The sequence below is a fragment of the Nocardiopsis sp. KDC1DS13DA1 genome (genome assembly GCF_055632325.1).
This window is the reverse complement of record NZ_JBVMUY010000005.1, coordinates 359,193-371,855: the sequence shown is the minus strand read 5'-3', so window position 1 is coordinate 371,855 and position 12,663 is coordinate 359,193. Positions and strand designations below refer to the sequence as shown.

Sequence of the window (12,663 nt, the reverse complement as noted above, 5' to 3'; positions counted from 1 at the left end):
CGGGCGGGACTTCGCGCCCGCCCGCGCGTTCGTTAGGCTGTCGCCATGGGTGAGCTGGAGGACGGGCGCGGGTCGGCCCCCGCCGGGAGGCGGCGGCGTCCGGCGACCGCCCGGGAGGTCAAGGCCCTGGCGCACCCGCTGCGCGTGCGCATCATGCGGCTGTGCCTGCACCGCGAACTCACCAACAAGGAGATCGCCGACCGGCTCGGCACCACCCCGGGCACGGTGCTCTACCACGTGCGCCAGCTCGTCGACGCGGGTCTGCTCGTCGCCGCGCCCGTGCGTACCGGTGCCAGCGGCGCGCTGGAGAAGCCCTACCGGTCCACGGGGCAGACCTGGTGGCTCTCGTTCGGCGACACCGGGGACGAGTCCGACTCCCCTCCCGCCGCGGCGCCCCTGGCCGCCTTCCAGGAGGAGCTGGGTGAGGCCGGTCCGGAGTCGGTGCGCACGTTCTCCCGGTTCGCCCTGCACCTGTCCGAGGAGGACGTCGCGGAGCTCGACCGGCGCATCGTCGCCGTCCTGGACGAGTTCGTGGCCACCGACGACCAGCGCCGGGGGGAGCGGCCCCTCTACAGCGGGATGTTCGTCCTGCACCGGCCCGCCGACTCCTGAGCCGCACCGTGCGCCCGAGAGGATCCCCTACCGTGTTCGACTTCGGCATCGAGGGCTACCGGCCGCGGTGGCTGAGCGGACACTCCGCCGTCCGGGCGGCCCACGGCCGTCGGCTGCGCGCGCTCGTCGGCCGACCGCTGACCGGGGTCTGGCTGGTCTGGGACCGCCAGGAGGACGCGTGGTTCCCCGACTGCCCCGTCCTGCTCGACTTCTGCGGTGAACAGGTCGAGATCAACCACGCCGGGCTCGACGACCTCTCGCTCACCTGGAACACCGTGGACCCGTGCGGGCCGCTCCTGTGGCCGGGCTTCGACCTGTGCTGGCGCGATGACGCGTACCCCGAGGCGGGCATCCTCCGGGGCCGGCCCCTGGGGGACGTGGAGCTCCTCGAACAGGGCGCCACGGACACGGCCCGGGGGGTGGTCGACGTCGTCTTCCGTTTCCCGCACGGGAGCTTGACCCTTCTGAACGCCCTCGACGAGAACGGGATGGCCTTGGGGCCTGCGGACCCTGGCCGACGGTGGGGTCGAGGCCCTACGGCCGACCCGGGCCCGTGGCCGGTGGTCGCGCACACCCGGCCCTCGGCGGTCCGCTAGGGTGCTGGCCGTGGTCTGCGAACCCAACGCGCTCCTGGGCCGCCTCGTCGGCTGCCGCCTGTACTCGGTGCAGTTCGTCCTGGACCACGTCCAACTGTGGTTCGACAGCGAGGCGTCCCATGACGAACCCCGGCTCACCTGCGACGTCCTTCCGGACGTGGTGCTGGAGGGGCGGCGGTTCACCCCGGGGGAGCCCGGATGGGCCGAGGCGCTGCTCGCACTCATCGCGCAGCGGGTGACCGCAACACACGAGGCGACCGGTGCCGGGCTCGGGCTCGACTTCGCGAACGGCGCGATCCGGCTCCACCCCGCCGGGGGCGACCTCGGCGGGCCGGAGATCGCGATGCTCAGCGGCTTCGCCGACCGCCGTTGGATGGTCTGGCGCCCCGGGGAGGAGTCCTTCGAGGACCCGCAGCCGTGAGCGCGGCGCCCGGGCCGCCCCTCACCGCCGCCGGAGCGCTGGTGTGACCCACGCGACTGGCGAAGAAGATACACCGGGGGGTATGCTGGCGTCCAAGCGGTGAAAGGACACAGATGAAACCCGAAATGGTGGGTGACGCCCTCACGAGGCTCAAGCGCGCCCAGGGCCAGCTCTCCGGAGTGATCTCGATGATCGAGGAGGGCGAGGACTGCACCGCGGTCCTGCAGCAGCTGGCCGCCGTCTCCCGCGCTCTCGACCGCGCCGGGTTCAAGATCGTCGCCAGCGGTATGCGGCACTGCAACGCCGCCCGTGAGGCCGGTCAGGAGCCCGAACTCACCGAGGCCGAGCTGGAGAAGCTGTTCCTGGCCCTGGCCTAGGGTTTCGCGGGCCTCCCCGTGTCACGGGGTGTCCCGCGCCCCGGCCTCCGTCGGTCCCGTGGGGTGTCCGACAGGGGTCCGCCCGTCGCTTCGGGATACTCCCCCCGGTATGGTGGGGGCCGCGCGCGGCGCGGGAGGGGACGGCCGAGGTCCGGTCCCTGTTTCCGAAACCCGGGACCCCGTGTGTTTTCTGGATACCCCCCGGTGTACCAAGGGCCGGGGTTCGACAGCACCATCGAGGAGAACCATGACTGACAACACCATCGACGTGCACGCCGTGCGCAGCATGGTCGAGACCGACGCCGACACCCTGCTGGTGGACGTGCGGACTCCCGCCGAGTACGAGAACTCCCACATCCCCGGCGCGGTCAACCTTCCGCTGCAGCGGGTGGACGCCCACCTCGAACGCATCGTCACCGGCGCCGGCGGGCGCCTCGTCCTGGTCTGCCAGTCCGGCAACCGGGCCCGCCAGTGCCAGGACAAGCTGGCCGCCGCCGGCCTGCGGGACACGGTGGTGATGAACGGCGGCATGAACGCCTGGGAGGCCCAGGGCGCCCCCGTCGTGCGCGGACGGGAACGGTGGTCCCTGGAGCGCCAGGTCCGTCTGGTCGCCGGAGGCATCGTCCTGACCTCCGTGCTCGCCTCCCTGCTGTGGCCGCCGGCCGTGGCGGTCGCCGGGGTCATCGGGGCCGGGCTGACCTTCGCCGCGATCACCGACACCTGCGCCATGGGCATGGCCCTGACCCGCCTGCCCTACAACCAGCCCCGCAACCACGTCGACATCGAGGGCTCGCTCGAACGGATCGGCGCCCGCCGCTGACCGGCGGAGGCCGGCGCCTCCGGTGAACGCCCACCGGACCGGGCGCCGCTCCTGACCGGGGTCGGCACCCCGCGGAGCCCGCGACCCGGGCCCCGCCCTCTTCAACGGATACTCCCCGGAGTATGCAGCAGTACCAACCACAAGGAGATGTCATGCTGCTGGAACGCATCTACGACGACGACCTCGCCCAGGCCAGCTACTTCATCGGCTGCCAGGCCAGGGGAGAGGCCGTCGTGGTCGACGCCCGCCGCGACATCGGCGAGTACCTCGACCTGGCACGCGCGCACGGCATGCGGATCGTGGCCGTGACCGAGACCCACATCCACGCCGACTACCTCTCCGGCACCCGGGAACTGGCCGCGGCCACGGGCGCCACCGTGTACGTCTCCGGTGAGGGAGGCGAGGACTGGCAGTACGGCTTCGACGCCGAGCGGCTCCTCGACGGCGACACCGTCACCATCGGCAACATCACGGTCCGGGCCCGCCACACGCCCGGGCACACCCCCGAGCACCTGTCGTTCCTGGTCACCGACGGAGCGTTCAGCCAGGACCCGGGCTACATGCTCTCCGGCGACTTCGTCTTCGCCGGGGACCTGGGCCGCCCCGACCTGCTCGACGAGGCCGCCGGCGGGGTGGACACCCGTTACGAGGGCGCGCGCCTGCTGTTCGCCAGCCTCCGCGACGCCTTCCTGACGCTGCCCGACCACGTCCAGGTCTACCCCGGGCACGGCTCCGGCAGCGCCTGCGGCAAGGCGCTCGGCGCGCTCCCGGCCACCACGGTCGGATACGAGCGCCTCAACGCCTGGTGGGCGACGTACCTGCGCGACGGCGACGAGAGGGGCTTCGTCGACGAGCTGCTCGACGGGCAGCCCGACGCCCACGCCTACTTCGCCCGGATGAAGCGCCAGAACAAGGAGGGGCCGACGGTCCTGGGCCCCCTGGCCCCGCCGCCCGAACTCGCCAACGAGGAGATCGGCAGATCCCTGCGCGAGGACGAGACCGTCTTCGTCGACACCAGGCCGCACACCCAGGTGCACGGGGGCACCGTCGCCGGGGCGCTGAACATCCCCGGCCCGGCCAAGGCCGCCAGCTTCGGCGCCTGGGCCTACGACCCCGAGGCCGAGAGCCGTCCCCTGGTGCTCCTCGCACCCGACGGGGACACCGCCCGGGCGGTGCGCGACCACCTGCTGCGCGTCGGCATCGACCGCGTCGCCGGCTACACCACCACCCTGGAGGGCCTGCCGACGACCGTTCCGCCGGTCATCTCCCCGGCCGAGCTGGAGGGCTCCGACGCCGCACTCGTGCTGGACGTGCGCAACCGGACCGAGCACGCCGCGGGGCACATCCCCGGTTCCCGCCAGCTCAGCGCGGGCCGGGTCCTGTGGCACCTCGACGCCCTGCCCGCCGAGGGCACCATCGTGAGCTACTGCCAGGCCGGTGCCCGCAACTCCGTCGCGGCCAGCGCCCTGCGCCGCGCCGGATACGACGTCGTCGAACTCGACGGCAGCTACGCCGGATGGGCCGCCTGGCGCCAGAGCCAGGGCGCGCGGGCCGGGACCGCCGCCGGCTGACCCCGCCGACCGGGGGCGGCGCCCGATCGGACGCGCCCTGCTGCGCGCGACGGGCGCCGCCCCGCACCCGGGGCGCCGTCACCGGGCCGGACCGCCGCCCGGTCGAGCCCGCAGATCCGAACCACGAAAGAAGTGAAGTATGGAGTTCCAGATGATCCTGGTCGCGGCGCTCGCCGTGGTGGTGGGTCTCACGCTCGGACTGCTCGGAGGCGGCGGTTCCATCCTGATGGTCCCGCTGCTGACCTACGTCGCGGGCATGGGCCCCAAGGAGGCCATCGCCGCGTCCCTGTTCGTCGTCGGTACCACGTCGCTGATCAGCACGTTCACCCACGCCCGACGCGGCAACGTGCAGTGGCGCACCGGACTGGTCTTCGGTGCGGCGGGCATGGCGGGCGCCTTCCTGGGCGGCCTGGCGGGCGGACACATCCCCGGCACCCTGTTGATGATCGCCTTCGCGCTCATGATGGTCGCCACCGCCGTGGCCATGATCCGCGGAAGGAAGGGGTCCCGCGCCGGGGGCGGGGAACACCGCAGCGGGGACCTGCCCCTGAAGCGGATCGTCCTGGACGGTCTGGCCGTCGGGGCGGTCACCGGTCTCGTCGGCGCCGGAGGCGGCTTCCTGGTCGTGCCCGCCCTGGCGCTGCTGGGCGGCCTCTCCATGCCGGTCGCCGTGGGCACCTCCCTGCTCGTCATCGCCATGAAGTCCTTCGCCGGGCTCGCCGGATACCTGACGACGGTGAGCCTGGACTGGCCGCTGGTCGCCACCGTCACGGTCGCCGCCGTCGCGGGGTCGTTCGTCGGCGCGCTCCTGACCTCCCGGGTGCCCGAATCCGCGCTGCGGAAGGGCTTCGGCGTCTTCGTGCTGGTCATGGGCGTCTTCGTGCTCACACAGGAGCTTCCCGCACCGTTCGGCCTCGTCACCGTGATCGTCGCGGTCGTCATCGCGGGACTGGCCGCCGCCTGCCGACTGGCCGGAGAGTACTGTCCCCTGTCGCCGCCCCTGCGGGCGGGGGCCTGAGCGGAGCCGGGCCCGGCGGAGCGCTCTGCGCCGACGCGGCCGGTCCCGGTTGTGGTTGGACGACCACGGATGGCGGCTGGGGCTCGTGGAGTTCCCCTCCCCCCGGTGGAGCCGGGGCGGTGGCCCGCACGTCGGAGCGATGTGGCTGTGGCAGGACCTCGACCACTTCGCCTCCAACGTCAGTGAGCGACTGCGTGGAACCGCGGACTACCGCGATGACGAGCAGTTCGCGCCGGTCGCGGAGGAGGATCCCCTCGCTCCCTGGACGCGTGAGGCCCAGCGGACGGCGCGGGAAGTCCTGGGCATGGTGGGCGACAGCGGGGCCGTTCGGTCCTGGGCGGTGGACCGCGTCGCCTCATGTCGGCAACGGCTGGGTCTGAGCCCGCCGGAGTTCCCGGAGGAGGCGTTCGGCGGACGGCCGGGCCGGGAGGATCAACGCTCCTGAGCGGAGGGCAGGCCGACCAGGCGGAGCACGGCGGCCAGCCCGGTGTCGGTGCCGGGCCAGTGGCGCTCCAGGGCGTCGGGCCCGGCGTGGCGGACGACGGACCGTAGAACGACGGCGACCGCGATGGCGTCGTCGGCGTATCCGAGTACGGGGATGACGTCCGGTACCAGGTCGACGGGCAGCGCCAGGTAGCCCAGCAGCAGCCACAGCCGCAGCCGCACCCCGCGCGGCAGGGTCCGGTCGCGGGCCAGGCGGGGGAGGAGCCGCAGCAGGTCCGGCAGCAGGCGCACCGCCTCGGTCAGCAGTCCGCCGCGCGGCCGGGCCCGGGCGAGGGCGGCGATGGCGAGCAGCCAGAGCAGGAGCAGCCCGCCGACCGCGGACAGCACCACGGACCACACGGTGCTCACGGGCGGATCCGGTCATCGAGGGAGTTCACGCCCCCGATGGTAGGGCCGTTCGTCCGTGTTCCGAAGGGGGTCAGTGGCCGGAGGGCCGCCGGCCCTCCCTCCCGACCATCTCCACCAGTCTGCGCAGTCCCTCCTCGAACTCCGCGTCCCAGTCGACGGCGCGGTCCAGTACCTCCCCGAGCCGGTGGTGCGCGGGCAGTTCGCCGGGCTCCAGTTGTTCTCGGCGCTCGCGGGTGCCCAGGTTCCCCTCCCCGAAGCGGCCGCTGACCTCCGAGACCGCGAAACCCAGTACGAAGGTGCTGAACATGCGCTCCCATCCGGCCACCGCCCCGTCGGCGATTCCGGCGTCCGACAGCGCCGCGTAGAGGGGATCCACGACGCGCATCGCCTCCGCGAGCACCACCGGCCTGGTCAGGAGCAGCGGGAACGTCCTGGGGTACCGGTGCGCCACCGCCCTGGCCCCACGCGCGCACACCAGCAGCCGTTCCCGCCAGTCCAGCCCGGGGCCGGGGCGGGGCACCTCCCGCAGGACGCGGCCCACGAGGCCGTCCAGGAGGGCGTCCTTGCTCTCGAAGTACCCGTACAGGGCCATGGGGGTCAGGCCGACCCCCGCCCCGATGGCCCGCATCGACACAGCGGCCAGCCCCTGCTCCTCCGAGAGGCGCAGAGCGACGGAGAGAATCTCCTCCCGGCGTTCTTGCTTGATCTTTTCCATGGTCTTAATGTACACCATATAGTCCGTTCTATACACCGCACAGAAAGCATGGGTGCAAACATGCTCGAAGCGTGGGAACTGGTGAAGAGGTTCGGTTCCGTCAACGCCCTGGACGGGTTCACCCTGCGCGCCCGGCCTGGTGAGATCGTCGGACTCGTCGGGCACAACGGCGCGGGAAAGACCACCTTCGCCAACGTCGTCTCGGGGCTGCTGCGCCCGGACAGCGGGAGGGCACTGGTCAACGGAGGGGCGCCGCGCGCCGCCCGCCGCCTCCTCGGGGTGGCCCCCCAGCACCTCGCCGTGTATCCGACCGTCACCCCCCGCGAGACCCTGCGCCTGTTCGGGGGCCTGCACGGTCTTCGCCGACGGGACCTCGCCCGGGCGGTCGACGAGATCGCGGAACTCCTGCGGCTCACGGACTTCCTCGACCGAAGAGTGGGTGTCCTCTCCGGGGGCCAACAGCGCCGTGTACAGGCCGCGGCGGCCATGATCCACCGCCCCGCCCTCCTGCTCCTGGACGAACCCACCGCCGGGGTGGACCCCCAGACCCGCCAGTGCCTCCTGGAGGTGGTGCGAGCCCGTGCCGAGGAGGGCGCGGCGGTCGTCTACACCACCCACTATCTTCCCGAACTCACCGAACTGGGGGCCAGCATCGCCGTCGCCCGGCAGGGACGGATCATCGCACGGGGCGAGGCCTGCGAACTGCTCGACCGGCTTCCCGCTGAGGTGCGCCTGTCCTTCGACGACGAGGAGGTGCGCGTCCGCACCACCGACCCCGCCACCGTCCTGGCCGAGATGCTGGCCGGTGCGACCAGGCCCGTCCGTTCCGTGGACCTGCGCCAACCCACCCTCGACGACCTCTACCGGGCGGTGGCCCATGCGGACTGACTCCGTCCACCGACTGGCGCTGCTGATCGGCCACAACACCACGCTGCGGCTACGCGACCCCGGCCACCTGATCAGTTACCTGGTCATGCCGATGGTGCTGATGCTCGTCTTCAGCCCGCTCCACCGGGCGGCGCTGCCGGAGGGCGGCGAGGCCCAGGCCGTCATCGGCATGCTGGTGATGTTCTCCGTACTCTCCCTGTCGGTCGTGGGCACCGCCCTGCTGACCGAACGCACCTGGCGCACCTGGAACCGGCTGCGGGCGACCCCCGTGTCGACCGTCGAGATGCTCGTCGGCAAGGCGCTCCCCGTCTTCGTGCTGCTGGTCGTCCAACAGGCACTGCTCCTGCTCTTCGGATCCCGGGTCGTGGGCATGCCCGTGACCGGCTCCCTCCCGCTGATCCTGTTCGCGGTCTGCGTGTGGTCCTTCACGCTTTTGGCCGTCGGCGTCGCTCTGGCCGGTGTCGTGCGCGGTCACGGCGAACTCGCGGCGGTCTGCGATGTCGGAGCCCTGGCCGTGAGCGCCCTGGGCGGAGCCCTGGCGCCGATCTCCATGATGCCCGCCTGGGCGCAGGCCGCCGCACCGTTCTCCCCCGGTTACTGGGCGCTGACCATGCTCAGGGCCGCGGTGGCGGGGGAGACCGGTACCGTCCTCCATGCCTCCTGCGTCCTCGTCGCGGTCGGTGCGGTGGCGGGCGCGCTGGCCTGCGTCCGCATCGGCCGCGGCGTCGGTGACCTCCAGGGGTAGGGCCGCCCGGAACGACCGGCCCCGTACCCCTCCCGGCCGTGCCCGGCGGGCCTTCGCGGTGCCGTCGGCGGGCCGGGGCCCTCATGTGCGGGGGCGCGGTTCGGTGAGGAGGCGGCGCACATCCGCGACGGCCTTCCGGCGGGCGGGGGAGGGGAGGGGCGCCGGGCTCGGAGGCCCGGTCGGCGGTCGTCGCCCGCCCTCGTCGAGCGAGGCGCGCATCCGTTCCAGCAGCACGGGGTTGACGGCCGCGTCCTCCACCGGCGGCTCCGGTTCCGGTCGGGGCGGCGCGGGCGCCGCCGGTGGGTGCACCAGCTCGCCGGGAACCGTGCGGCAGGGCCGGTCGCACACCCGGCAGGTACCGCCGGGGACGTTGCGCACACCCGGATGGTCCGGGCAGGTGCGCGGCGCCGTCCCGACCGCGTCCACCCGGAACTCCGGAGGCCGGGCGAAGGGTTGCGCGGGCTCGTCGGCGGCCGAACGCGGACGGGGGACCACCGGGGGCGGCACCGCCGTCCGGACCACGCCCGCGCCCAGGCGTCCGTCGAGGTAGGCGCGTGCGTCCTGCGGGCTGCGCAGGCGGCGCATCAGCGCGGGGAAGGGGCGGAGCGCGCTCGTGGCGTCGCGCAGCACGGCGGTGAGCTCGCGGGGTTGCAGCCCCTCGGCCAAGACCCGGCGCACGGCCCGCAGCAGTGCGGCGCGGTCGGCGGCCGGGTGGCCCAGGGCCGCGTCGGGGATGCGCGCGATCAGCCGACCCGCCGGGGTGTCGGGCATCGTGTCCGGCGGCGGGGTCGGCGCCCTTCCGGGCTCGCGCCCGCGGACGGACGGAGAAGGGTCGCTGGGGGAAGGGTGTGTGGGGTAAGGGTCTGTACCTCGATCTGACGTGTCGCCGACGTCGGATCGAACGGGCGGCCCCCCAGTCTGAGGTGCCGTTCGCACCCGTGGGTAGGGGCGGGTGCCCGTGTCGAGGGGTTCCTCGTCCAGCCCGGCGCGGACCTCGTTGATCTCCGCCAGCGTCGGTTCGGCGAAGACGCCGGCGGGGATCAGCAGCTCCAGGACCTCGGGGAGCCGGTCGGCCTGTCGGACGCCGTTGGCCACGTCCTCGGCGAAGAAGTCGCGCACCTGGGAACGGGTCAGGCGTCGGATGAGTCCGGCGTCGGCGAGGTCGGCCAGGGCGCGCTCGACCGTGGACCGGCTCACGGTGCCGCCGCAGCGCCGCACGATGGTCTCCTGGCTCAGGAAACACCACCGCCCGTCGGCGTCCACGGCGTCGGCGATGGCCAGGGCGACCGGGACCGTCCGGCAGCAGGGCAGCAGCCCTTCACGCAGGGCCCGGGCGACCCACAGAACCGGAATGAACCCGACCCCCTTCATCGCGCCCTTCTCGCGCCTGCGGGGGCCGCACGCGAAAGAGCCGACGGGATCGGGGGTTTCGGCCCCGGGGTTCGGGCAGGGGGCAGTAGACTGCACGGCAGCCGCCTTCCTGGTTGTGCAGGAGGGATGGTCAGAGCCCGGGACCGGTGTTGGTAGCACCGACCGGGCTCGCATCTTTTCGGGACCCAACGTAGTGGGGCGAACACGGGTTCGTGTCGTTTCGGGGGAACTCCGTGGCGCTCTCCGCGGAAACGCTGTCGGGAATCGCGTACATCGGCGGATGTGCGCGTTTCGTCCCGCCCCCGCGCCCCGGTTTCGGCCCTGCCGCACCCCGGGATCGGGTCAGAACCGCAACCAGGTCCCCGCCAGCTCCTGCTGCCCCTCCCCGGGCGCGGACCAGTCGCACACCCCGTCGGCGAACACCCGCGCCGCCCGCTCCGCCTGCTCCCGGGAGAACTCCGCCGGGTGCGCCCCGGCGTCGAAGGGCACCAGGCGGCACCGGATCACGTCCGAGGCCAGCGGCGCACCCGCGACCAGGCGCGGCGAGGAGTGCACCGGGTAGGCCCGCGCGCACGTGTCCCCGCTCCCGGCCCCCAGCGCAAGCTGCTCGCCGACCACCCGCCGCCGGGGCGCGTCCCCCACCCAGCACGCGTCCGTGAGCCACTCCGGCCGCGCGGCGCGGACGTGGTCCGCCGCCGGGGCCTGCGGGTGCTCGCTCCGCCGCGCCAGGATCCCCGTCGCCCAGGCGTCCAGCTCGACCAGCGCCCGCCCGGCCACCGGCGCCGACGCGGAGAACCCGCCCGACCCGCGCCCCTCCACCAGCATCACGTGGTTGTCCGCGGTGCCGTTCGCCGCGCGCAGCCGCTCCCGGGTGGCGAACGAGTGGTAGCGCATGTGCACGTCCCCCTCGGGGGAGTCGTCCAGGTAGGTGCGGTGGTCCACGACCGGGATCCGCGACAGCCCCCCGCCGCCGCTGAGCAGGCGGCCCGTCCGGTAGGCGGCGGCGGTCGCCACGGGGTCGGCCGCGGTCCGCTCCGGTGCCACCCGCCCGTCGGCGTCGATCCCGCCGACGTACTCGTTCAGGTGCAGGAACTCGTCGACGCCGATGGTCCCGTCCAGCAGCGCCCCGAGCCCGTACTGCACACCGGTGTTGTCCAGCGGGCGCCGGGGCAGACCGGTCTCCGGGTCGGTGCCGTAGACGTTGACCGTGTGCGCGAACAGTTCGCAGCGGGCGCCCCGGGGGTTGTCCCCGGGGTGGTAGAGCAGGGCCTCGGGTACCCCGCTCCGACAGGTCCCCCGGGGGTCGATCCGCACCGCCTCGCGGGCCATGCGTTTGATGCTCACCCGCGAGGGGAAGCCCGACACCGCGAGTAGCTGGTCACCGGTCAGGGCGTCGGGGTGCTCGCGGGCGTAGGTGTCCAGCAGCAGCGCGTCCGTGGCCGCCGGGACCAGTGAGGTCAGCACGTCGGGGAAGCTCTGCGACACCACCACCCCGTCCAGCAGGCCCGGGTAGTTGTCGGCGATCTGGTGGGACTGGTAGGCGCCTCCGGAGGACCCCCACCCCAGGGTCAGGTCGGGTGCCCCGTGGGCCAGGACGAACCGCTCCCGGACCGCCGACATCGTCTCGGCGGCCAGCAGGTCGTTGCAGTTGAAGCCGAACACGTTGAGCGTGGCCGAGGCCACCGCGTACCCCCGGGAGAGCATGCCGTGGTCCAGGACCCCGGCGGTGCTCGACCCCTGCACGTACCACCCGCCCTTGCAGCCGCCGCCGAACTTGTACACCAGGCGCCGGTTCCAGCCCTCGGGCGCGTGCCAGGGGTCGGGGCCGTCGGCGCCGGGGGTGAACAGCACGGCCGTCTCGTAGATCGCGCGGTTGGCGGTCCCGGTCTCCACCCGCACGGTGTAGGGGACCTCCGCGCCGGTGGAGACGGTGGTGCGGGCGGCGTCGTCGGGGACGCGGCCGGGGTCGGGCATCGCCTCCCACGCGCCGCCGGTGGTGCGGTACATGTGGCGGACCACGGTCGGGGCGGAGCAGTCCTCGTCCAGGGCGGGGCCCAGGGTGCCGCCGCCGTGCAGGTCGAAGGAGTCGGTGCCGCACACGAACGGTGTCTCGTGCGGGCCGGAGAACACCGGGCCCCGCGCCGGGTGGTTGGTGACCGCGAGCCGTGTCCGCCCGCGTCGGCCGGACAGCGACGCCTCCAGCGTGCTCCCGCCCTCGGGCAGGCCGGTGACCACCCCCTCCAGCGCCGGGCCGACGCCGTCCAGGTACACGGTCGAAAGATCGTCGGTGGCGTCCCGGCCGTCGACCGTCAGCCGGGCCCGGTCCGGTGCGGTCCCGGGGGGCAGGCCGAGCCTGACCAGGGCGGTACCGCCCATGACGGTGTCGGGCCGGGAGGAGAGCACCTGGAGCGTGGGGCGGCCCGCGTCCTCGGGTGCGGGGGTGAGGGGGGCCGCGGACGGGGGCAGGACGGCCGCGGCGGCCTCGAAGGCGCCCCGTGCGGCGGGGGGTGTCCCCGAGACGGTGAACAGGGCGGCGCAGAAGGCGGCTCCGGCACCGAGCAGGACGTGTCGGCCCCGTGTGCTCAGCACGGGCGGCCTCGGGACGGGTCGGTTGCGGGGACTGCGGCCGAGGGCCGCTCGGGATCGCTCGCGCACGCCCCGATCGTGTCCGGGGGGT

General features: G+C 73.7%; 14 protein-coding genes. 10 read left to right on the top strand and 4 right to left on the bottom strand.

The window, feature by feature from the left end; genetic code table 11:
* Window positions 1-45 precede the first annotated feature (45 nt).
* The 8 genes from ACTVAJ_RS05430 to ACTVAJ_RS05395 all read left to right on the top strand — a co-directional run bounded on the left by ACTVAJ_RS05430 (window position 46) and on the right by ACTVAJ_RS05395 (window position 5,860).
* Window positions 46-612: an ArsR/SmtB family transcription factor gene (locus ACTVAJ_RS05430; RefSeq protein ID WP_470386938.1), complete on the top strand. Its 567-nt coding sequence runs from the start codon at window positions 46-48 to the stop codon at window positions 610-612.
* A gap of 32 nt (window positions 613-644) precedes the next feature.
* Entirely contained in the window at window positions 645-1,208 is a 564-nt protein-coding gene (locus ACTVAJ_RS05425; protein ID WP_470386937.1) for a hypothetical protein, read from the top strand.
* 10 nt (window positions 1,209-1,218) lie between these two features.
* Window positions 1,219-1,629, top strand: coding sequence for a hypothetical protein (locus tag ACTVAJ_RS05420; protein WP_470386936.1), 411 nt, complete (start codon window positions 1,219-1,221; stop codon window positions 1,627-1,629).
* 125 nt (window positions 1,630-1,754) lie between these two features.
* Complete coding sequence (locus tag ACTVAJ_RS05415) at window positions 1,755-2,006, top strand: metal-sensitive transcriptional regulator (protein WP_268645868.1); 252 nt, start codon at window positions 1,755-1,757, stop codon at window positions 2,004-2,006.
* Window positions 2,007-2,253: 247 nt separating this feature from the next.
* Entirely contained in the window at window positions 2,254-2,826 is a 573-nt protein-coding gene (locus ACTVAJ_RS05410) for a rhodanese-like domain-containing protein (RefSeq protein ID WP_470386935.1), read from the top strand.
* 152 nt (window positions 2,827-2,978) lie between these two features.
* The gene (locus tag ACTVAJ_RS05405; protein WP_470386934.1) at window positions 2,979-4,397 is read left to right on the top strand and encodes a rhodanese-like domain-containing protein; all 1,419 of its coding nucleotides are present in this window, start codon (window positions 2,979-2,981) and stop codon (window positions 4,395-4,397) included.
* 139 nt (window positions 4,398-4,536) lie between these two features.
* The gene (locus ACTVAJ_RS05400) at window positions 4,537-5,415 is read left to right on the top strand and encodes a sulfite exporter TauE/SafE family protein (protein ID WP_470386933.1); all 879 of its coding nucleotides are present in this window, start codon (window positions 4,537-4,539) and stop codon (window positions 5,413-5,415) included.
* A 55-nt stretch (window positions 5,416-5,470) separates the two neighbouring features.
* Window positions 5,471-5,860 carry a hypothetical protein gene (locus ACTVAJ_RS05395; RefSeq protein WP_470386932.1) on the top strand — a complete coding sequence of 130 codons (390 nt, stop codon included), beginning with the start codon at window positions 5,471-5,473 and terminating at the stop codon, window positions 5,858-5,860.
* Here ACTVAJ_RS05395 and ACTVAJ_RS05390 read toward each other — a convergent pair.
* Together ACTVAJ_RS05390 and ACTVAJ_RS05385 are read right to left on the bottom strand one after the other, a co-directional pair.
* On the bottom strand, window positions 5,848-6,267 hold the full coding sequence (locus ACTVAJ_RS05390) for a YkvA family protein (RefSeq protein WP_470386931.1): 420 nt from the start codon (window positions 6,265-6,267) through the stop codon (window positions 5,848-5,850). The genes ACTVAJ_RS05395 and ACTVAJ_RS05390 overlap by 13 nt on opposite strands.
* 70 nt (window positions 6,268-6,337) lie before the next feature.
* Window positions 6,338-6,982 carry a TetR/AcrR family transcriptional regulator gene (locus ACTVAJ_RS05385; protein ID WP_470386930.1) on the bottom strand — a complete coding sequence of 215 codons (645 nt, stop codon included), beginning with the start codon at window positions 6,980-6,982 and terminating at the stop codon, window positions 6,338-6,340.
* 60 nt (window positions 6,983-7,042) lie between these two features.
* Here ACTVAJ_RS05385 and ACTVAJ_RS05380 point away from each other — a divergent pair, with 60 nt between their 5' ends.
* Window positions 7,043-7,870 (top strand): ABC transporter ATP-binding protein, encoded by an 828-nt coding sequence (locus tag ACTVAJ_RS05380; RefSeq protein ID WP_470386929.1) that lies wholly within the window; start codon window positions 7,043-7,045, stop codon window positions 7,868-7,870.
* Window positions 7,860-8,615, top strand: coding sequence for an ABC transporter permease (locus ACTVAJ_RS05375; RefSeq protein WP_470386928.1), 756 nt, complete (start codon window positions 7,860-7,862; stop codon window positions 8,613-8,615). Before ACTVAJ_RS05380 ends, ACTVAJ_RS05375 begins: the two co-directional genes overlap by 11 nt.
* An 81-nt stretch (window positions 8,616-8,696) precedes the next feature.
* Here ACTVAJ_RS05375 and ACTVAJ_RS05370 read toward each other — a convergent pair whose 3' ends face one another.
* Both ACTVAJ_RS05370 and ACTVAJ_RS05365 read right to left on the bottom strand, forming a co-directional pair.
* A complete protein-coding gene (locus tag ACTVAJ_RS05370; protein ID WP_470386927.1) occupies window positions 8,697-9,986 on the bottom strand; it encodes a helix-turn-helix domain-containing protein in 1,290 nt (429 codons plus the stop codon).
* A gap of 342 nt (window positions 9,987-10,328) precedes the next feature.
* Entirely contained in the window at window positions 10,329-12,641 is a 2,313-nt protein-coding gene (locus tag ACTVAJ_RS05365; RefSeq protein ID WP_470386926.1) for a DUF6351 family protein, read from the bottom strand.
* Window positions 12,642-12,663 lie beyond the last annotated feature (22 nt).

What these genes read in the sequence shown, in the direction of transcription:
- ACTVAJ_RS05430 (WP_470386938.1), top strand. Translation starts at nt 46, where the DNA reads ATGGGTGAGCTGGAGGACGGGCGCGGGTCGGCCCCCGCCGGGAGGCGG.
- ACTVAJ_RS05415 (WP_268645868.1), top strand. Translation starts at nt 1,755, where the DNA reads ATGGTGGGTGACGCCCTCACGAGGCTCAAGCGCGCCCAGGGCCAGCTC.
- ACTVAJ_RS05410 (WP_470386935.1), top strand. Translation starts at nt 2,254, where the DNA reads ATGACTGACAACACCATCGACGTGCACGCCGTGCGCAGCATGGTCGAG.
- ACTVAJ_RS05405 (WP_470386934.1), top strand. Translation starts at nt 2,979, where the DNA reads ATGCTGCTGGAACGCATCTACGACGACGACCTCGCCCAGGCCAGCTAC.
- ACTVAJ_RS05400 (WP_470386933.1), top strand. Translation starts at nt 4,537, where the DNA reads ATGGAGTTCCAGATGATCCTGGTCGCGGCGCTCGCCGTGGTGGTGGGT.
- ACTVAJ_RS05385 (WP_470386930.1), bottom strand. Translation starts at nt 6,982, where the DNA reads ATGGAAAAGATCAAGCAAGAACGCCGGGAGGAGATTCTCTCCGTCGCT.
- ACTVAJ_RS05380 (WP_470386929.1), top strand. Translation starts at nt 7,043, where the DNA reads ATGCTCGAAGCGTGGGAACTGGTGAAGAGGTTCGGTTCCGTCAACGCC.
- ACTVAJ_RS05375 (WP_470386928.1), top strand. Translation starts at nt 7,860, where the DNA reads ATGCGGACTGACTCCGTCCACCGACTGGCGCTGCTGATCGGCCACAAC.
- ACTVAJ_RS05370 (WP_470386927.1), bottom strand. Translation starts at nt 9,986, where the DNA reads ATGAAGGGGGTCGGGTTCATTCCGGTTCTGTGGGTCGCCCGGGCCCTG.